The organism is Paenibacillus sp., assembly GCF_048976745.1.
Classification (GTDB): Bacteria; Bacillota; Bacilli; order Paenibacillales; family Paenibacillaceae; genus Paenibacillus.
The window spans coordinates 238,720-258,860 of record NZ_JBHGUU010000011.1; the positions used below are offsets into that span (position 1 = coordinate 238,720).

At 46.8% G+C, this 20,141-nt stretch carries 19 protein-coding genes; 11 read left to right on the forward strand and 8 right to left on the reverse strand.

The annotated features are described in order from the left end of the window. Positions 1 to 3 precede the first annotated feature (3 nt). Together ACE3K2_RS18900 and ACE3K2_RS18905 are read right to left on the reverse strand one after the other, a co-directional pair. Positions 4 to 414 (reverse strand): DUF2000 family protein, encoded by a 411-nt coding sequence (locus ACE3K2_RS18900; RefSeq protein ID WP_047840412.1) that lies wholly within the window; start codon positions 412 to 414, stop codon positions 4 to 6. Beyond that, the gene (locus ACE3K2_RS18905) at positions 411 to 974 is read right to left on the reverse strand and encodes a hypothetical protein (RefSeq protein WP_421893526.1); all 564 of its coding nucleotides are present in this window, start codon (positions 972 to 974) and stop codon (positions 411 to 413) included. Before ACE3K2_RS18905 ends, ACE3K2_RS18900 begins: the two co-directional genes overlap by 4 nt. Positions 975 to 1,191: 217 nt before the next feature. On the opposite strand from ACE3K2_RS18905, the gene ACE3K2_RS18910 reads away from it, so the two are divergent. Beyond that, the gene (locus tag ACE3K2_RS18910; protein WP_421893529.1) at positions 1,192 to 2,433 is read left to right on the forward strand and encodes an ATP-grasp domain-containing protein; all 1,242 of its coding nucleotides are present in this window, start codon (positions 1,192 to 1,194) and stop codon (positions 2,431 to 2,433) included. A 66-nt stretch (positions 2,434 to 2,499) separates the two neighbouring features. Then, a complete protein-coding gene (locus ACE3K2_RS18915; RefSeq protein WP_421893532.1) occupies positions 2,500 to 3,786 on the forward strand; it encodes an MFS transporter in 1,287 nt (428 codons plus the stop codon). A gap of 41 nt (positions 3,787 to 3,827) precedes the next feature. Here ACE3K2_RS18915 and ACE3K2_RS18920 read toward each other — a convergent pair whose 3' ends face one another. Then, positions 3,828 to 4,889 (reverse strand): alkene reductase, encoded by a 1,062-nt coding sequence (locus ACE3K2_RS18920; protein ID WP_421893534.1) that lies wholly within the window; start codon positions 4,887 to 4,889, stop codon positions 3,828 to 3,830. Positions 4,890 to 5,045: 156 nt separating this feature from the next. Here ACE3K2_RS18920 and ACE3K2_RS18925 point away from each other — a divergent pair, with 156 nt between their 5' ends. Next, positions 5,046 to 5,909, forward strand: coding sequence for a LysR family transcriptional regulator (locus tag ACE3K2_RS18925; RefSeq protein ID WP_421893537.1), 864 nt, complete (start codon positions 5,046 to 5,048; stop codon positions 5,907 to 5,909). Positions 5,910 to 6,062: 153 nt separating this feature from the next. Here the strand turns inward: ACE3K2_RS18925 and ACE3K2_RS18930 are convergent, their stop codons facing one another. From ACE3K2_RS18930 to ACE3K2_RS18945, 4 genes are all read right to left on the reverse strand, one after another. Then, complete coding sequence (locus ACE3K2_RS18930; protein ID WP_421893540.1) at positions 6,063 to 8,129, reverse strand: methyl-accepting chemotaxis protein; 2,067 nt, start codon at positions 8,127 to 8,129, stop codon at positions 6,063 to 6,065. 225 nt (positions 8,130 to 8,354) lie between these two features. Next, entirely contained in the window at positions 8,355 to 9,461 is a 1,107-nt protein-coding gene (locus ACE3K2_RS18935) for a Glu/Leu/Phe/Val family dehydrogenase (protein ID WP_421893543.1), read from the reverse strand. Positions 9,462 to 9,747: 286 nt separating this feature from the next. Beyond that, entirely contained in the window at positions 9,748 to 10,377 is a 630-nt protein-coding gene (cdaS, locus tag ACE3K2_RS18940; RefSeq protein ID WP_421893546.1) for a sporulation-specific diadenylate cyclase CdaS, read from the reverse strand. 213 nt (positions 10,378 to 10,590) lie between these two features. Further along, complete coding sequence (locus ACE3K2_RS18945; RefSeq protein ID WP_421893697.1) at positions 10,591 to 12,105, reverse strand: DUF6359 domain-containing protein; 1,515 nt, start codon at positions 12,103 to 12,105, stop codon at positions 10,591 to 10,593. Positions 12,106 to 12,328: 223 nt separating this feature from the next. Here ACE3K2_RS18945 and ACE3K2_RS18950 point away from each other — a divergent pair, with 223 nt between their 5' ends. The 3 genes from ACE3K2_RS18950 to ACE3K2_RS18960 all read left to right on the forward strand — a co-directional run bounded on the left by ACE3K2_RS18950 (position 12,329) and on the right by ACE3K2_RS18960 (position 13,610). After that, on the forward strand, positions 12,329 to 12,622 hold the full coding sequence (locus ACE3K2_RS18950) for a hypothetical protein (protein WP_421893549.1): 294 nt from the start codon (positions 12,329 to 12,331) through the stop codon (positions 12,620 to 12,622). A 153-nt stretch (positions 12,623 to 12,775) separates the two neighbouring features. Further along, positions 12,776 to 12,931, forward strand: a complete 156-nt coding sequence (locus tag ACE3K2_RS18955) for a hypothetical protein (RefSeq protein WP_017691064.1) — start codon at positions 12,776 to 12,778, stop codon at positions 12,929 to 12,931. A 124-nt stretch (positions 12,932 to 13,055) separates the two neighbouring features. Further along, on the forward strand, positions 13,056 to 13,610 hold the full coding sequence (locus tag ACE3K2_RS18960) for a GNAT family N-acetyltransferase (RefSeq protein ID WP_421893554.1): 555 nt from the start codon (positions 13,056 to 13,058) through the stop codon (positions 13,608 to 13,610). Between the two features lie 89 nt (positions 13,611 to 13,699). On the opposite strand, the gene ACE3K2_RS18965 is transcribed toward ACE3K2_RS18960, so the two are convergent. Next, complete coding sequence (locus ACE3K2_RS18965; RefSeq protein WP_421893557.1) at positions 13,700 to 14,476, reverse strand: Crp/Fnr family transcriptional regulator; 777 nt, start codon at positions 14,474 to 14,476, stop codon at positions 13,700 to 13,702. 367 nt (positions 14,477 to 14,843) lie between these two features. On the opposite strand from ACE3K2_RS18965, the gene ACE3K2_RS18970 reads away from it, so the two are divergent. The 5 genes from ACE3K2_RS18970 (at position 14,844) to ACE3K2_RS18990 (ending at position 20,094) form a co-directional block, all read left to right on the forward strand. Further along, positions 14,844 to 15,275 carry a GAF domain-containing protein gene (locus ACE3K2_RS18970; protein WP_421893560.1) on the forward strand — a complete coding sequence of 144 codons (432 nt, stop codon included), beginning with the start codon at positions 14,844 to 14,846 and terminating at the stop codon, positions 15,273 to 15,275. 214 nt (positions 15,276 to 15,489) lie between these two features. Beyond that, a complete protein-coding gene (locus tag ACE3K2_RS18975; protein ID WP_421893563.1) occupies positions 15,490 to 17,100 on the forward strand; it encodes a helix-turn-helix domain-containing protein in 1,611 nt (536 codons plus the stop codon). A gap of 117 nt (positions 17,101 to 17,217) precedes the next feature. After that, positions 17,218 to 18,216, forward strand: a complete 999-nt coding sequence (locus tag ACE3K2_RS18980; protein ID WP_421893566.1) for an ABC transporter substrate-binding protein — start codon at positions 17,218 to 17,220, stop codon at positions 18,214 to 18,216. A 119-nt stretch (positions 18,217 to 18,335) separates the two neighbouring features. Further along, positions 18,336 to 18,986: a response regulator gene (locus tag ACE3K2_RS18985; RefSeq protein ID WP_017691068.1), complete on the forward strand. Its 651-nt coding sequence runs from the start codon at positions 18,336 to 18,338 to the stop codon at positions 18,984 to 18,986. Next, the gene (locus tag ACE3K2_RS18990; RefSeq protein ID WP_421893569.1) at positions 18,979 to 20,094 is read left to right on the forward strand and encodes a PAS domain-containing sensor histidine kinase; all 1,116 of its coding nucleotides are present in this window, start codon (positions 18,979 to 18,981) and stop codon (positions 20,092 to 20,094) included. The genes ACE3K2_RS18985 and ACE3K2_RS18990 overlap by 8 nt, the downstream gene beginning before the upstream one ends. The last annotated feature ends 47 nt before the right edge of the window (positions 20,095 to 20,141 follow it).

Genomic DNA, 20,141 nt, shown 5'->3' on the forward strand with positions numbered 1-20,141 from the left:
CCCTTATTTCATGACACTGAATTTTTTGGTCGCTGCCCTAACTTGATCATCCTCGCCCCATACAATGACACCTACCACTTTGGTAGCTTCCAATTCCATCGAAGCAATCTCAACTGCATATTGTTCAAAGGCATTGTTGAGCGACTGGCCTGTCTGTGAAAAAACAACATGGCTCAGTCCCCCGCTGTCATCTGAGCAGAGTTTGGCCAGATTGATCAGTTGATTCTCACCAGCCTTCAGAATGACAGTGCTATATCGGATGCCCGCGTGCTGAACGCCGCTATGATCCAGCACAGGTTGATCAGAATATAACCCCGGCTCATTCAGAGCTGCTTGTCCCATTAGCAGGGCAGCCACATTGGCGGCGGCGCCAGGTTCCAGATTTTTATCGAGTATAATAGCAATTCTTTTCATATGACTGCATTCACCCTCTGTGTATTTTGTGTAAAACATACCCATGGCATATTGATTCCTTCACGCAACACCTTGTAGGTCACAAGTCCGTAATGATCAGCGCATAGCTGATTCGTGAGCGCAATGGAATTCCCCTTGTTGTGCATGACCTTCCTGCAAGCTTCAGGGTTGGATGATACGGTGCTGTTCTCTCTATAGGTTGTATCAAGTTCAGATAACAAGTATGTGGTTGCTGGATGATGATAGATAATATCGATCTGATCGGGACATACCGCATGGCAGCCGGATAGAACCAGCGCAGGAATTTTCTCCACAAAGCTCTCAGACACCGCTAGTGCAGAATCCATGATGAAGCTGTTGAGCTTGGGATACGCCCCGGGGACCAGTAAGCAGGATATGATCCCTGATCTCAAGTCTTCCGCAGCCGCTTCAAATTCAGGGTATGGCTTGATACGTTCCGAGTTGCCTAACTTCTTCGCGATATGCATGCTGCAAGTCAGAAATCCTTCATCGTCTCCCAGCGTTCCCAGTATGGCATATTTCTCTTTAACGATCTCCATTTATTTCTATTTCCTCCTTTTTATTTCTAATCCGCTAAAGATCGTATACCAAAAAATCCCTATTGTCAATTAACACTTTAACGCAACATAAATATGTATTTTAGTTCATATTTTTAACTAAAAGGTGTATTCAAAATGGAAAATATTGAGCTATAATGTTATGAAATGAATTTTTACTATTTTTAGTATTTTGTTGAAAGGGGCTATACGAGAACGTATGAAAACAATTGTATACATATCTGATTTCAGGCTTCCAACTGGATTAAACTTCATTAGACCTATGCAGAAATTGGCGGATCACAAGAAAATTCTGATTATTGAACGGCATAATTTGCATCATGATGAGGTGCTCAGAGATTTCTTTGATGAAATTAGGTATGTTGATCATCTTGAATCTGTGGATGCCATTAGGGAGCATATGATCGAGATTCGTGAATCCCATTCCATCTCTGCTTTGTTAACGCCGGGTGAGAATGCGATTGAAATTGGCGGTCAACTCCGTTCCGAGTTCGGTATCCCCGGTATGCAGCGCAATCAGGCTGAGGCTGTTCGCAACAAATGGATTATGAAACAAATGCTGCATCAACGCGGAATTCGGACATCCGAAATTGCAATTGCCTTACATGAACAGGACTACATTCGTTTCACTGCTATACACGGCTTCCCGATTATTGTGAAGCCACTCAGCGGATATGGAAGTATCAATACGTTCAAATTATCCAGCATGGATGAGCTGGTGCAATATCTAAACCATACAAGACAAGCACAGCAAAGGGATTTGCTGGAGGAATTCATCCACGGTACGGAGTTTCATTGTGATTCCATTGTGTCCAAGGGTAAGGTTGTATTTGCATCCGTTTCCCAATACCTGTATAACTGTCTGGATATTGCGACGAAGCAGAAACCTCCGGCCAGTATTACTTTCCCTGAAGGCAAGGAAGCTGATTTTATCCATCACATCAAAGAACTCAATGAACGGGTCATTGCTGCCTTGGGTATCAATCAATCCGTAACACATGCCGAACTTTTTCTGACTCCGGAAGGAGAAGTGGTGTTTGGAGAAATTGGTGCAAGAATCGGGGGATCACATGTTATGCCTCCTTGTATCAAGAACACCCATGGCGTTGATTTCTTCGAAGCCGTCACTGATCTGGAAGTTGGAATATATGAATTTAAGCAACAGGAGACAAGCCAGAAATTCACAGGCATGATCTGCTTCCCTTCACGCGCCGGGGTAATTCAACACATATCCGGGATAGAGGATTATGCGGATATCCCTGGCATCGTTGAGTTCAATGTATCCTATCAAGTGGGACAACGCGCCGGGGACGTAAACGATACTATGACCCGATCGGGGTATGCTATCGTGGAGGGTGATTCGTTCGAGGAATTGCGTCAAACCCTGCTGGATATGTACGATCGCTTCAAGATTGAAGTGACGGTTGCTGAAACCGTATAAGATGTAGGGATGATCCTCACTGTTTTTGATCTGGAGTGACGGTTGTCTTGGGGAGGGCTGGAATTATTGTCGTTATTCAAAACCTACGCGGGTCTGAGCCGCGATATCTATTATCTCTGTTTAGCCAGAACGATTAACAGCACGGGAGATTTTGTATTCTCCCTGATTACCTTGGTGCTTACGTTGCAGATGGGCATGAATGCGGTCAGTGCAGGGATCTTTGTGTCCATGGCAGCTCTGATTAGTGGACCCGGTGTACTTCTCGGCGGCTATTTAAGCGATGTTATGGGCAAAAAAACAATTATCGTCATCGGGCAACTGTTGTCTGCCATCATGATTATAAGCTGCTCTTTTTGGTCAGGCACCATTACCGTTGGTTATCTTCTGATTGCAGTCATGTTCTTCATCAGTATTACCCGACCTGCTTATAATGCACTGATTATTCAACTGTGTACGGAGGAGAAAGAGCGCAAGTCCGCCTTTTCCCTCATGTATCTGGGGGCCAATCTGGGTATAGCCATCGGACCACTGGTCGCCGGTTTTTTTATCAAGGATCACGTCAACATTGTCTTTATAAGTATCGGTACGGTGTTTCTCATATCTACCTTTATTATCATCAACCAGGTTAAGATCGGCACACGCAAGGAATTGGCATCAACAAGCAGCGAACATGCTGGACAACAACAAGAACAACATGTATCGAGCCAACCACCTTCGCCGTTATTCAGACTACTGCTGAAAAATCCACTTGTTGCCTTCTTCATCGTTGTCTCATTTCTTAACTATTTTATCTATATGCAATACTCATTTAGCCTCCCACTCCAGATGAATCACTCGTTTGGCGAGAACGGGGCAGCCTATTACGGCTCTGTCATGACCATCAATGCCATTAGCGTCATTATTCTTACCACCGTGATCCTGTCCGCTACACGCAAATTAACTGCCCTAAACTCCATAGCCACAGGCGCACTCTTCTATGGAATCGGATTTGGAGCCTTGAACCTGCTCGGAACCTTCCCCCATTTTTCCATCGTCGCCTTATCCACGGTGCTGTGGACCATTGGAGAGATTCTCGTGCAGACGAATATTAATCTGTATATTGCTTCGCGTGTACCCGATACACATCAGGGGCGGTTTAATGGCTTGCTGTTATTCGTAGGTTGCTTGGGTTATACACTTAGTCCATATTTGACAGGCATCTTCATCAGAAGCATGGACATGGAAAGTGTATGGATCATTATTCTGGCTTTCAGTCTGTTCTATGCGTTGTCTATGATCATCCTCTGGTATATCGAAAAAAGCTCAACAAGAAGAAACGAAATGAAACCGCTGGATCACTCAAAAAGTATCTGAAACTCAGGGCAGCCTATTCTGCCCTTTTTTTCACTTTATTTTCACACCAAAATAGGCAAATGTATATTCGCATCATACTCAATCAATTGCTGACCCGCATGCAATCTCTGTACCAGATCGGGGTTGGAGATAAACGGTCTGCCGAACGCAGCCAGATCTATGCTCCCCTTGCCAATCGCATGCTCTGCGGTCTGAACATCCAGATTCCCCACACCAATGATGATGCCATCCCACTGACTTCGAATTCGCTCGTGAAAGGACTGCCCATCATCCCACGCTTTTGCATAATGATCTGTTGAGGGATGCAAGATCGTAATTCCCGTCTCGTGGAACAAGTTCAGGTATGCATCGATCATTGCAGCTTTGTCTGCCCATGCATAGGATGCATCATCATCCTTCTTCTCGGAAAATCGTACCGATATGCGATCTGCACAGATCTCTTTTTTCACAGCCACAATAATATCCCGCAGGAACCGCAATCTGCCCGCCGTGTCTCCTCCGTATTCGTCTGTTCTATGGTTGGTCTTCTCATTGATAAACTGGTCGATCAGATACCCGTGCGCAGCATGAAGCTCGATCCCGTCAAACCCTGCCAGAACCGCATTGCGGGCGGCCGTCTGAAAATACTGAATCGTATCCGCTATATCCTGTGCACTCATCGCCTGGGGAACCTGGTACGGCTTATGCAGCTTATGCACTCTTCCCTCTGCCGCAAGGCTGGAAGGTGCCAGTGGAGCGGTTCCGATCAGATCGGAGTGGGACAATCTGCCGACATGCCATAGTTGAGCAATAATGGTACCGCCATGTCTGTGCACAGCAGCCGTTACCCTTTTCCAAGACGTCGTCTGTTCATCTGTATATAAACCGGGGATGCCATAAGTGCCTTTGCCTGCCAGGTTGGGGTTAATGCCCTCGGTAATGATCAGTCCCACGCCATCTCGTGCACGCTGCTCATAATACGCCACCATCTCATCCGTCACCGTCCCCTCCTGATCATCCGCAAATCCTCGGGTCAACGGAGCCATCACAATTCGGTTTCTTAACCTCCATTGATGAATCGTTACCGGGCTTAATAATGTTGAACGTGTATTCATGTTATCCATGTTATATCCCTACTCTCTTCGTCATTAAGGATATTGTAAGGCGACCCCGATATATCGTAAAATGATTGAAATATATAGATATATCTCTCAGAGAGATACCTAACATCAACATCTGCCGAAGCAATGTAAGATAATTCACGTTCAGGAGGATATAGCATGGAACTTTCCGATATCGATATTGTTCTCGCCGTGGCACGTTCAGGCAAAATCTCACAGGCTGCCAAAGAACTGAATTACGCACAATCCAACGTCACGACACGCATCAAAAAATTGGAGCAGGAATATCAGATCCAGTTGTTCAACCGATTTCCCAAAGGTGTTGTGCTGACTTCCAAAGGTGAGCAGTTTGTTGAGTACGCCACACGCATTCACAACCTTTTGCACGATCTGAAGCAGGAGATGACCGATCCCGGTGAACCTTCCGGTACGCTGAAAATCGGCATTGTAGAAACGGCGGCATCCAGTCGCTTTATGGAGATTCTGAATGAATATCAAATAACCTACCCGAAGGTGTCCATTTCACTTGTTAACGCCACTTCACCCAAAGTACTGCGCAAGAAAATACAGAACTATGAGATTGATGGTGCTTTTATCAGCGGGGCTTGTGTGAAAGAAGGTCTGAAGGTGGAATATGAGATGCAGGACACGGTTCATATCATCTCCAAGCGGATGGATACACCACCCGAAAGCCTGTGCCAAGTATCATGGGTTGTTTTCCCCGAGGGCTGCCCGTATCGTGAAATGACCGAAGAATTTTTGCAGGAAGAGGGGTTGTCCGCACGTAATATCATCGAAGTGAGTACGATGGAAAACCTGCTCAGCTGTGTGGAATCTGGAATTGCTTTTACCATTATGCCATGCAGTGTTATTCACAAGAAACCAAATGATTTCTCCGTATTTGATCTCGCAGATCGTTATACTCATACCACGACAACCTTTGTTCGCGGTGAGGATCGGTATGTCAGTAGTGCGCTGGATCAATTCATGAAGCTGCTGAATCAGAAATGTATTACTTTTTAAAGATGAAGACCATAACACAACACACACGGAACATTGCCCTTATTCAGGCATTACTTGGATGGGACAAGGGTGCTGGTTGCAAAACCAAAAAACACTCCGAAGAGTGTTTTTGGGGTCGTTACTTTTTCTCTCTATACCATATACAACAAACTCTTACTCCACCTTGAATCTCGCAGCCGATTCGGCCAGCTTTTGCGTCAATTGATCGATCGTATCGACCATGTTGGCCAACTGCTGTACCGTGGAAGACTGCTCCATCATGGTTGCTGTGACCTCTTCAACCGAAGCAGATACCTGCTCTCCTGAAGCCGACAAACTATGGACTGACTCCAGTACAACATCCTTGTTCTGCAACATCTCTTGCATCTGTCCTGCCATTGTAGCGATCTGTTGATTAATGACAGATACCTTCTCCAAAATCACATCAAACGCCTGACGAGTCTGCAAGACAAGCTCATCCTGTCTGGACGAGATGGTGTGAATCTCTGCAACACTTTGGTTGTTCTCGGCGACATCGGCCAGATTCTGCTCGATAATGCTGGAGATTTCCTTGGACTGGCGGGAACTCTGCTCTGCCAGATTGCGAATCTCCTCGGCCACAACCGCAAATCCTCGGCCATGCTCCCCCGCCCGTGATGCTTCAATTGAAGCATTCAATGCAAGCAGATTGGTCTGCTTCGCAATCTGGCTGATGGCTTCCGTGATCTGACTAATACTACCCGAACTCGTTTGAAGTTTGACGGTAATCTCAGAGATTTTCTCCACTTCCCGTTCGTTCACTTCATTAATACGCATCAGTTCATTCACGACTTCATTCCCGTTGTGGAATACCGTTTCGATCTCATCCGCTCTTGCCTTCACATCCTGTGCACTACTGTTCATGGCAGCCACTTTATCGCCAAAGCTGTTGAATTTGCTTGCAATCTGCTCGGTATCTTCCGATTGAGCCTCCATCGCCTTTGCAATCCCCATGGACGTCGCCGAGGTCTCATCAATGGATCTTGCCGTCTGTTTGGATGTCTCCTCCAATTCCTGAGTGCTGTCCTGAAGAACATGAATCGAATTATTCATATCGGTAATCAGGTTCCTGTTCTGCTCCACCATACCATTGAAGCTCTCAGCCAGATCCTTGAATTCACTGTTATATCTGCCATTGGCCATAACGGTCAGATCCCCTTGAGCAAGCTGTTTGAACAGCCCAATCAGACGAATGATAGGTCTTGTAATACTACGAGAAATCAACAATCCTACGCCAATAGCCAGAGCAACTCCAATCAAGGTCACGATAAGCATCTGGCGCTGTATATCCTCTACTGGGCGCTTAATATCATCATAATCGTCAATAATGACCACGGAGAGATCTGCACCAGGAATCTGATTGATACGATAGTAGGTATCATCTCGATCCATCGAAGTGATTTTCACTTTGTCAGTGGCTCTGGCCTCCATAAGTTCCATGGCTTCCTTGTCCTCTTCCAGCGTTTGTCCCACAATGGAAGGGTCCAATGAATCATACATAATGATGCCACTCCGGCTCAATACTTCAACTCTGCCTTGACCATTGATCTGGATGTCCCCGAGTTGACCCAGGAAAAAGCTGCTGTCCACCGACATGGCGAACACACCCAGGATATTACCCTCTTCATCCATAATGGGCTCCGAGAATGCAATAATCAGCTTCTTGCTGTTCTTCGAGACGATCGCATCACTGATGAAGGATTTCCCCTGTATGGACTCCTGGAAATATTCCCGATCTCCCCGTGACTGTCCAATCACTTCCGGCATGGTTCCCGCCACCATGATTCCTTCCTTATCAAACACGAACAGATCTGGCTTGCTTCCTTCCGTGTCAGATATACTGTCGGTCAAGATCGTATTGGCCTTATTGAAATCTGGGTTCTCATCCGAGAAAAATTCTTCATCCGTCATGTCAGTTGTATTACGCAGCTCCAAGAGTTCCTTGAAGGTATTGTGTACGGATATCGCATGACTCAATTGTTGCTGAAGTTGCATTGCTGTCCAAAGCCCTTCCCCAAGGCGGTCAGCCATCACATTAATCTCATCTTTGCTTTTCCTGACCACAACATCAGATGAGATCATATAACTTGTGGTCGTTGCACCAAGCAGAACCAAAACAACCAATACACTGATCATGAAAGGCAGTTTGATTTTAAGCGACATATTTTTGATCCTATGCCCTAACCCTTTTCTTTTCCCCATTTCCCACTTCTCCCCATTTCCCTGAACCATATGCATCTGAACGATGTACATACATTATCGGAAAAATCCATAGTAGAATTGATCATTTAGGGAGATATTGCCACTGTTTTCTTTTTTTCTGATCGCAACATAAAAAATGGCCTGTCAGATCGATTATCCATCTTTGAAATGGATATTGCCGTTACCTGACAGACCGTTTTAAATTTGGTAATGATTCAATGACATTTACTTGCGCAATCTCCGGGAACTCAGTGCATGGTGACCATTCTGCAAGAATGTACTGCGCGTATTCTTCATCTGTTCGATCCGTCGTTCAGCCAGTCGATCTGCGGCAACATAGGTTGCGATGCCCTCGGTACGCGAGCTTTCGAATATTTTCTCCAGAGTGGAATAGATCTCTCCGATTTTGCTCCATGCCCGATCCGCGTTATACCCGTTAAGCTCATCCGCAATGTTAATTACGCCACCTGCATTGATAACATAATCAGGCGCATATACAATGCCCATATCATACAGCTGATCCCCATGACGGGTCTCCAGCAGCTGATTATTGGCACAACCGGCTACAACCTTCGCCTTGAGCGTCTTGAGCGTATCGTCATTAATCGTACCGCCCAGTGCACATGGTGCATAGATATCGCAATCCACACTCGTAATGTCTGCGGGATCAACAGCTGTCGCGCCGAAGCGATCCACAGCCTGTTTCACCGAGTCCTTATGGATATCCGTAACGATCAGATGTGCACCTTCCTCATACAGATATTTGCACAGATGCATCGCCACGTTGCCGACACCTTGGACCGCTATCGTTTTACCCTCCAGCAGATCGGTACCAAATGCTTCTTTGGCTGCTGCCTTGATCCCCCGATATACACCCCAAGCGGTTGCAGGTGATGGGTTACCGGATGATCCATAGCTCGGTGAGATGCCTGTCACATAATCGGTTTCCTGATAGATCAGGTTCATGTCCTCTTCCGTTGTTCCCACATCTTCGGCTGTGATATAACGTCCGTTCAACCCTTGAATATATCGTCCAAATGCCCGAAACATGGCTTCGTTTTTGTCCCGCCTTGGATCTCCGATAATAACGGTTTTGCCGCCGCCCAGATTCAGGCCGGATACCGCATTTTTATATGTCATACCACGGGCAAGGCGCAGGGCATCTTCAATGGCTGCTTCTTCTGAAGCGTAAGTCCACATCCGTGTGCCTCCTAGCGCAGGGCCGAGTGTTGTGTCGTGTATGGCGATAATTGCTTTTAACCCTGAATTTCGATCCTGGCATAGAACCAGTTCCTCATAATCGTGATGCTCCATTGCTTCAAACCAACTCATGTGCTAACCGTCTCCTCCAACCATTTTTGCGATCAAATCACATTGTTCTCTATTCATTGACCATCCTCTATTGTACCCATGAATACCCAGTTTGTGCAAAATCACATCGCAATGTTAGAGAAGCATCTAATGATGTTTCTCATATGGCAGGAGCAAAGCTGTCGAATTTCAGATAATAATTGTAAGGCCTATCCGTAGAAAAACCTCTCTCCCTTACAGGAGAAAGGTACAATTCCCTTAGCTACATCAGCATAAACGCCCCAAGTAGGCCACTTAATCGCTCACATTATGGGAGCGTTTCGACCACATTAATTGGATGCAGATCGCCACCAACGGCGAATGAGGCCTGTCCCGTCTCCTCGGAAACAACCAACACAACTGCATCCGTCAATTCACTGAGTCCCAGTGCAGCCCGATGACGAGTGCCTATTTTTCGTTCATGCACTTCCGCTTGCGACAACGGCAGCACATTACCAGCGGATACGATCTGATTTCCCCGAATTAGCACAGCCCCGTCATGCAGAGGCGCACCGGGAATGAACAGCGATTCCAGCAGCGCATGTGTCACTCTCGCATCCACCACCACTCCTGAATGAATGATTGACTCCAACGGAATCTCCCGTTCAATCACAATCAACGCACCATATCTCCGGTCAGATAGGTGCTGTACGCTCGATGTTAATTCGGCAAACTTCTCGGTAAAGGGCGACAGATAACAATCCAGATAAAACGAAGAGGCGAGCACCTCGATCTGCTTGATCTCCGCTCGAATCTCCGCAAATTGACCCAGCAGACAGGCACTGTCATTGTCAAACCGGGATAACGTCAGATTCATACGTTCTGCTACACGATGGAGGTCTGCCTTGAGCTTCTGTCTCATCGAAGAACTGTCACAGTCTGCTTGCCGTTTCATCATATGTCGCCTCCTCCTTTGATTCGATTAATGCCTCGCACATATCCTGAATACCCATACCTTCCCCTCAAGAGCAAGTATATATACAATGACAGGGCGGTAAGAGCTGATCATGGTCGTGATTGCAACTTGTACAACAAGCCAAAAAGAGCCTGCCCGCGTAACGAACGTACACGGTCAGACCCTATTTGCATGATGATCGGATGTCTATTTCACTTATTGAGCTTTTCCGTATGAACCTGCCTTAAATGTAGTCGGATCATACCATTTGTACCCTGCCGCGGGTGTAGCCCATGGTTCAAGTTGCGGCTCGGTGGACGCAGCCGGAGCTTCGATAGGAAGCAGGCTTGTAGCTGTATCCAATGTCAGTCCTGGCACTTGTGCCAGACTGGTATAACTCTCTTTGACCGCCAGCCATTTCACGGTATTCACAAGGAACGTGGCATCGTCCACTTCTTTGAATCCATCATAGGTCTTCTTGGTCGCACCGGTTTCTTCACGCAAATATTTCGGAGTAGCATCTTCCACAGGTGAAGAGTCGCCGATAAATGCGGCTTTGCCCGCACCAATCTTGGCAATGGCAGCATAGGCCCCTTCAGCTCGTCCACCACCGTTATATACGCCCTGATCAACAGCATTGCCCCACTTGGACACACCACTTGGTACATACACCAAGCCTTTGGCCTTGTTAGGGTCTATAATCGCAACGGTTGATCCCGCATGCATGGCTACAGAATTAACACCAGCCGTAATGCCGAAGGATTGAGCAGGTGCAACGATATCCGATGCATTTACATCTCCAAGAGCATTGTAGCGGAAACGGACACCAAAGTTCGTCGCCAGCCAGTCAGAACTCGTTACACTCTGCATAGCAGGTGATTCGGCCTCAGCCGAAGACATGCCTTTGGCGGGATTCAGGAAGGCACCGCGGCGATACCCGTTGAATACTTCGGAAGAATCCCAGCGGTTTTTGTTGCGGTCGGCATTATAGTGGTCAGAGATGAAGAAAACACTTCCTCCGTTCTGCACATACTGCACCAGCGCAGCCTGCTCTGTTGCCTTGAACGGCACGTTGGCTTCGCCAATGACAAAGACGTCGTAATCTTTCAATTTATTATAGGTGATGGCTTGCTCACCGAATGTATACGGAATGCTGCGTTCCAGCTGATTCACGACAAAGCCTGCGTTTCGCAAACCATTGGCAAAATCCGAAAATGCGCCGTCAATAATCCAGTCTGCAGCACCTGCTGTCTGGGCGTGGGTATTATCAAATAATACTTTCTTGCCGGTACCGTCCGGCAGTGTTGTGCCCGGGTTTGGTTCTGGATCAGGATTGGTTGTTCCGGAGGAAAATGTAATGGACGTTGGGTTTTTGACTCCTGCATAGCTGTTGTAGGCACCGAGGGTTCCGGTTACGATGATCTTTTTGCCTACAAGACTCGGATTGGAAGCCAGTCCATATTGCGAACGGAAAGATGAGGGAATCTGCACATCCAATAATCTGGCGTTGGTTCGCTCTGACGCTGAATCGGCAATCAGAACATTAAAATCATTGGCATACGGAGATGTAAACTTCGCGGTAAGTGACCCGGTAGCATGTCCAACAATGATTCCTTCAACCGTTGCTGTTCCTCCACCGCTCTGGGCAGCGATGGCCTGAGATACCGTAAGGGGTGATGCAGCTTGTACCGGACTTTGCGAACCCGGCCCCAGCAGTGCGGTTGCCATCATGATAAAGACCAGGAATGCCCCGATCCAATGCTGCCATAACGCCTTCTTCATATTTCCTTTCTCCTCCTCCATATTACCTGATAATGGGTTATCCTCCTTTATTTTAATTGTTCATATGATGAATTCCTCTTTCTTTTTGTAAAATTGTTGAAAAAGTTTTGAGATGGCATCCCTTTGCCCATACTGATGATCATTAGAATTTCATATTCCGAAGGAGTAAACAATGATGAAATTGGTATTTTTGATACTCTTGTTGATTGTTCCGCTAATTATGGCTTATGTTGCACTTCGTTCCCGAATGCTCACGAGGCTATTTCATATCCTTGCGCTGCTCTGCTTCTACAGTGCTGCAACCGTCATCGCTGGTGATGTGTATGCGACGAATGCCCATATGACCACGTTCACCACCGAGATTCACCATTTTCTGCTGAATGGCTGGTTTCTGTATCCGTCTGCATATCTCGGTGTATACATTCCCTATGTGATGTGGAGGAGCCTATTTTCAGAAAAAAGTTAAATTCGTTGCGGACTTGGGATTGCATTTTGCCAGCGTTCATTGCATAATGAATATATAAACGTGATAATGATTATCATTCTTGAACTTGTCTCAATGTACTTTTCTACTGTATATGATTTTACGATTTTATAGATAAAGGGGAACGAACATCGCATGAATACAACTCTGCAAAAGGCTGATCTGCAGCTTGACGATTATTTGGATCTTCTGAACCTGGCAACCAATCTGGGTGATACGAGATGGCAAAAGGAAATTATCCGCAAGCTGGCTTATACTTATCCCGCAGTTCAATGTAAACAACCACAATAGCATTCGACATACATCATAGATCTACATTATGGCTCATGACCGATTCATTCGTTGAATCTGTTATGGGCTATTTTTGTTGTACAATGTACAGTAAGTTATTCAAATATGAAGGAAGTGGACAACGATGCAGCTGGAGACCGAACGACTCATCATCAGGGATATTTTGGAGACAGACTGGGAAAGTATACATAGCTACACATCCATGACAGAAGTTACTCAGCATACGGCGTGGGGACCGAATACGGAAGAAGATACGCGAGAGTACGTGCAGTTTGTGTTGGACATGCAGCAGGCAGAACCACGAGAAGGCTTTGAACTGGCGATATGTTTGAAAAAGGAGGGCATCCTGATCGGCGGTGTTGGCCTTCACATCGAAAACACGAACGCTGAGATCGGTTATGTGCTCAATCCCGTTTATCAGGGAAAAGGGTATGCTGCCGAAGCAGCCAAAGCCATGCTTGGCTTTGGCTTTAATACACTTGGCGTACACCGAATTTATGCGAAATGCCGCCCGAACAACAAGGCTTCAGAGAACGTTATGCAGAAGATCGGTATGCAGCGTGAAGGTCTGATGCGAGAGCATTGGTATTACAAAGGGGAATATCATGATTCGTGTCTATATTCGATTCTTGCACAGGAATATGCACATGAACAATTTCACGGAAACTCAAAAAGCTGACTCCCATATATGGGACGCCAGCTTTTCTTTTCTTTTTCTCCGTAACGACCCCAATCGCCAATGGAGGTGAAGCCTCTGAACAAACTAATTTACAGTCGGCACAGCTCTACCGGACAGCTCGGGAATGTAGGACATCCACACATACAACGCAAGGCTGCCAGATCCCGAATCATCAGTTTGCCGTCCATCATATCCAGCGTACCTTGTTCCTTCCATGCCCCCAGCATCCGCGTTACGCTCTCCCGGGTAGCTCCAATCATCTCGGCAAGATCGGTATGGTTCAGCTTCATGTCCAGCACAATACCATCCGGTGTTACCCTGCCATACGAATTGCTGGCACGAATCAGTGTCGAAGCGAGCGCACCCGCCTTGCCATAGAGCAGCAAATCACGGAATCTCGACTGGGTGATCCGCTGCGACAGCGCCATCCACTGCAAGAATTTCAAAGCAAGGTCGCCATGTTTGCTGAGTATACTTTCCAGATCGCTAAGCGAGATAATGGCCAGTTCCCCTTTTTCCGCCATCTCTGCACTGTAGCTATGATTCAATCCACCAATGCCGCCGAATTCACCGATGAGATCGCCGCTTTGCTGAATGGATAAAATAATCTCCTTACCATCCTCCGTCGACTTGGTCATTTTCACTCGTCCCGAACGAATGTAGTACAGATATCCGGCTTCATCGCCTTCGAGAAAGAGACTATATCCCGACTTCACCCGTTTGGGTTGCATTCTTGCTTCAATCAGGTCCCATTGCTCAGGTGTAACAAACGAAAGGATTCCGCCTGTTTCTCGTGTCATTTTGTCCGCCTCCGTTTGTTTCTGCTCTGTTCTCTGGGTTGTTCTTTCTACAAATACTGTACCCATAACCTTCGTCCCCCTCGGTGATTCCTTATGTATACATCATATCGCGAAAGTAGCTCCAGGGTTATCGGGGGATTACCTGATCCTTGACGAGAAACTCCCTGAATTTGCTGTGAGAAAAGTCACATTTCACCGATATGCCTCATCCATCGCATCACTTCAATCCCTTGGTGTACCTGATTCAGGAGACCTTCCATGCCCAGGTTCAGTAAATTACAGAACGGAAATAGGGGTTTTCCCTGAATTACAATGACCGATAAAGGGTCTACAATAGAACTAACATTGTAATACCCTTACTTTAAGATGATCCTTTCCAAAGGTTAATGATAATACGTACGTTATATTCCGAAAAAAAAGGAAGTGTCCTCTCATGCATGATGAACTGCCATCCGGCATTCAGGAGATGATCGACGGCCTGCGCCTGAATACTGCCAGCGATTTCTGCGGACTTGCCTGTCTTAACGGGACGATGCTGCGTTGGAAGTACACCTCCGGCGCCAGTAATGAACGGGTGAAACGTATGGAAATGCGCCCCGGACAAGATCTGGTAGGCACAGCCCTGCGGACTGGACGCACAGCCCGATCTGATGCACAATCCACCGGGGATCATACACCCGGTCGTTGCCCGTTAATGCTTGCTGAACGGCTGGTAAGTGCCATAGCAGTACCTGTGTTCCAGGAAGGAAGCATGCCTGGTGCCGTGCTGCTCGTTGGCAGCAGACTGCCCTGCACCTTTTCACTGAACATGGTCCTACAGACGGAGCAAGTCGCTCTGCATCTTCAGACAAAGGTGTTTGGATAACGACATCTGTCTTTCATATGGAAGAAGTCTTGTTATTTCCTTAGGGAACTATCAAGGCTTTTTTATTATAGTTATTCGCAGCGGAGCAAGCCTTAGTCTGTTCACCTGTCTTCGCTCATCTGTATACATCGACGTCACTCACACAGATTGATATAATCGAGTCCATACATCCATATGTTCATAGATAGTATATACAGCTAAGGAGGCCACAGATATGTTTGTACTGACAAATGCCAGTGTTATTCCATGGGAATCCACACAGCACAACAGTGCCATTTCCATAAAAACGCCTTCGTTGGTTACCTGCACATCGACGGTGAACTATAGATATGGTAATGAACATGGTGTTTTACATAAAGGGCAGTTACTTTTTCTACATTCCCAGTGCTCCCTGGAGCTGATACATATCCCGCCTTCTGCCTTCACCCTATATCATATCGGTTTCCAGGATTATGCATTAACAGAAGTGAGTCCTGACAAGCGTATTTATCAGCTTACATCAGTGAACTTGCCCTCACATGGTTCGAAGACCGGAGCAAGTCCACAGGTTCTGCGAATGCTGGCAATCATCCAGGAACTTTCCGAAAAAAGGACAGGAAGTGTCCAGACCGAAGAAGCCAGATCCCATTATCTGCTGAGTGAATTGCTTGAATTATTCAAGTTGGCGATTAAACCTTCTACAGAGATGGTAGACAGTATAATTCGTGAAGCACTTCGCTATATTAACCATCACTATGACAGTCATCTCACCCGTGAAGAACTCGCCAGATTAACCGGGTTTAATGCGAGTTACTTCTCCAGGTTCTTTCAAAAACAGGTTGGACGCAGCTTCCAGGCTCACTTGACCCGAGTTCGTATGGACAAGACGAAGCAATATCTGTTGTCCACGCAGGCCACCTTGAATGAAATTGCGCTGCTTGTGGGATACTCCGACGGCTTATACTTAAGTCGAAAATTTAAGCAGTTTACTGGGATTAGTCCAAGTGAATACCGACTACAGCCCCGCGCAAGACGAATTGCTACTGTACAGTACACAGGAGATCTGTTAGCCTTAGGCGTTCAACCCATTGCCGCCTCATTCCTACCCTGGGCGATGTCACCGCTGATCCAAGACGAGTTGCATAATGTACTGGATTTGGATCAATATGGTGTGGAAGAAATCCTCCGAACGGAACCACCTGATCTGATCATTGCGCCAGATTATCTATACTATTTGCCCCATAAGCTCGAACAACTGGAACAGATTGCTCCGGTTATGGTCCTGCCATGGGACCAGTTAAATCGACTGGAGACCGTTCAACTCATCGGACGAATCATAGGTCGAGAGCAGGCTGCCGAAGACTGGATAGAGCATTACACCGCACTGGTCAGCAGTGAAGCTGAACGACTTGGGGCTGCAATCCAGCCGGATGAAACCGTTGGGTTATATGAACTCTGGGAAGATGGCACAATCTGTATCTGGAATGTAACCGCCAGAGCGGCATACAACGTATATTACGGACTCAATCTTACACCTGCCCCCAATATCCTGCGTGACGTTCTGGAATCCCACAATCATCAGTTTATCCAGGAAGATCAATTGACGGATTATGCGGCAAACCATATGTTTCTCGTGCTTCCCTCACATGAAGGCGGTCTGTATCATGATGCACAAGTCAAACTCAGGGAACGACCATACTGGAACAAAATTATGAATAACGGAAATAGCCGGATATATCCGCTCAAGCTGGAACAATTCTGGTGTAATGATGCGCTGGCTCTGGAAAAGCAGCTTCAGCTTATGGTAGATATCCTGATTCGGGAGAATGGTGAAAAAAACAGGTAACCATTGTCCATGCTCAATAGGTCACATTTTGAGATGGACGATACTTGTATCCAAAAGCTACGATACTAAGGAGGTTTTATTGAGAAAGATAATCATTATTGATTGGGGAGAAGCAGAATGACAGGGGTTAAATCAAAATGGTGGACTGGGCTTATGTTTCTGGTACTGGTGATTGGAATTATTGGCTGCTCAAGCCAAGCGGATGAAACAAGAGAAAATAAGCCTTCCTCACCTGTTACTACAGAAGAACAAACGGCAGACAGCGCCGCAGAAACGCAGACTATATCCACGGTTAATGGAGACGTTGAAATACCCACGAACCCGCAGCGTATTGTGACGCAGGGTTACCTCGCTGATTTTCTCGCACTTGGCGTCAAGCCAGTAGGCGCACCGGATTATGAGCTGGAAAGCCCTTATGTGCTTGATCTGATTGAAGGCGTAGCAGACATTGGTCGTATCGACGGCGGTTCAGTCGAAAAAATTCTTTCGCTTGAGCCCGACCTGATCGTCACTGTAGGTGGGGATGAGAAGCTGAATGAGCAATATCGCAAAATCGCACCAACCCTCATCATCCCTTATGGTACATACGACAATGTGCATGAAGAAATCACTGCCTTTGGGGAAATCCTAAACAAACAAAAGGAAGCTGCAGACTGGTTGTCCCAATTCGAAGTAAAAGTGAAGTCAGCCAAGGACTCCATTCAAGGGCTGGTCAAGGAAGGTACGACCTTTTCCAACTTCAGTCTCTTTGGTAAGGATTGGTACATCAACGGAGATGGTGTCAACCGCGGTGGACAAGCCATCTACCAACAGCTCGGACTGAAAGCACCAGACATTGTGCAAAAGGAACTGATTGATCAGGATAAAGATACTGTAACTGTATCCGAGGAGAAACTGGCGGATTATGCTGGTGATTATATTTTCCTCGATTTGTCCAATGGAGGTTCGCTGGATGAAACATCACCCGTCTGGTCATCCCTGGACGCTGTGAAGAACAATCGAGTGTTTAAGCTGGATGGAGAACGGTTCTGGCCTTATGATCCTCTTGCTGTAGAGGCACAGGTTCAGGAAATTGCCAATATGATTCAGGAACGGTTTGGTCAAACAGAACATTAAGGTATAATGTTTCTATACCACACGTTGAGTGAGAGAAGCGATTCAGAGAATTAACCTCTGATCGCTTCTTTTTTTGTTATGATATAGATAGAACTGTGAAGCGGACAGGGGGAAATGATGTGATTCAACTATTAGTTGTAGACGACCATGTTGTCGTGCGTTCCGGGCTGATCGCCTTACTTGAAGGAAAGAATGATATACATATCGTTGGAGATGCCGCAGATGGCGATGAAGCCATTGCCAAGGCTCAAGAGTTGAAGCCTGATGTGGTCTTGATGGATTTCAGCATGCCACCAGGCAAAGACGGTCTAACCGCTACCGCTGAATTGAAGAAATTGATGCCAGATGTCTCCATTTTGATATTGACCATGCATGATGATGAAGAATATCTGTTCCGTGCCATTCACGCGGGAGCATCCGGATATATTCTCAAAAGTGCGCCGCATGAGGAATTGCTTGCCGCAATCCGTTCCGTAGCAGAGGGCAGCGCCTATCTGTACCCCAGTGCGACCAAGCGGCTGATGAGTGAGTACCTGGACAAAGCCAAGCAGGAAAACGCCGGACCATACGACACGTTATCCGAGCGGGAGAAAGAGATTTTGTCCTGGATTGCCAAAGGCTACGCCAACAAGGAAATTGCCGAACATTTAATTATCAGTGTCAAAACGGTCGAATCCCACAAAAGCAATCTGATGGAGAAACTAGGCCTGCGTACACGACCGGAACTGGTGAAGTTCGCCATGAAAAAGGGGTTGCTGAACTTTGAGTAGTGCACGCAAGAACAGATTAAGTGGACTCGCAGACCAGCCCGTACGTCTCCTGCTGAACGAAATCGATAATCATATTACGGATAATGAATTTCGCAGCAGGTTAAAGGGTTCCCTGCATCAACTGAGTGATCTGAAATTTGCCCTGGATGAATCCTCCATTGTAGCCCTGACAGACCGCAAGGGGAAAATCCAGTATGTGAATGATAAATTCTGTGAAATCTCACAGTATGAGCGCGAGGAACTGATCGGTAAGGATCATCGCATCATTAATTCCGGATACCATGGCAAAAGCTTTATGAAAAACCTTTGGGACACGATATCCTCAGGCAAGGTATGGAACGGGGAAATCCGCAATCGTGCCAGGGATGGCAGTCATTATTGGGTCAACACCACCATCGTGCCTTTCCTTGATAACGACGGCGAGCCATATCAATACCTGGCTGTACGTAGTGAGGTCACCAAGCTGAAATCCGTTGAAGCCGAATTGCAGAAGATGATGTCCCAGGTCATGAATATTCAGGAGGAGGAACGACGCCGGATCTCGCGTGAACTGCATGACGGGATTGGACAGAGTCTCTTCTCTCTGGTGATTCAGATGGACCGACTGCTGGCAGACCAGCCTCACCCCGGAGTTGAAGCACTTCGCAAGCAGGTCACGGGTATTATGGAAGATGTACGCGGTATGGCATGGGAACTGAGACCATCCGTTCTGGATGACCTGGGTGTTGTTCCGGCGATTCGTACGTATATTGAGAATTACACCCGTCATTACGGAATTGAGGTCGATCTGGAATGTAATCTGCGCAAACGGCTGGAGATGAATCGGGAGATCGCCATCTACCGGATTATTCAGGAAGCCTTAACGAATGTCGCGAAGTATGCCGATGTTGCCGAGGCACGTGTTACTGTAGAAGATGCTGAGGACATGACGATGGTTATCATTGAAGACCATGGTGCCGGATTCAGCGAAGCAACTGCTGGCAATGGGGTTGGATTGTTCAGCATGGAAGAGCGTGCCCGTGGTGCAGGAGGAATGTTAAGAGTTTCTTCCGAGCCTGGCGAAGGGACGACTGTTACCCTTTTACTGCCCAAGACAGTTCAAGCATAACCGGATCTCTTCGTATCGTGCTTTTGCGCACTACTCCAGTTCTATCT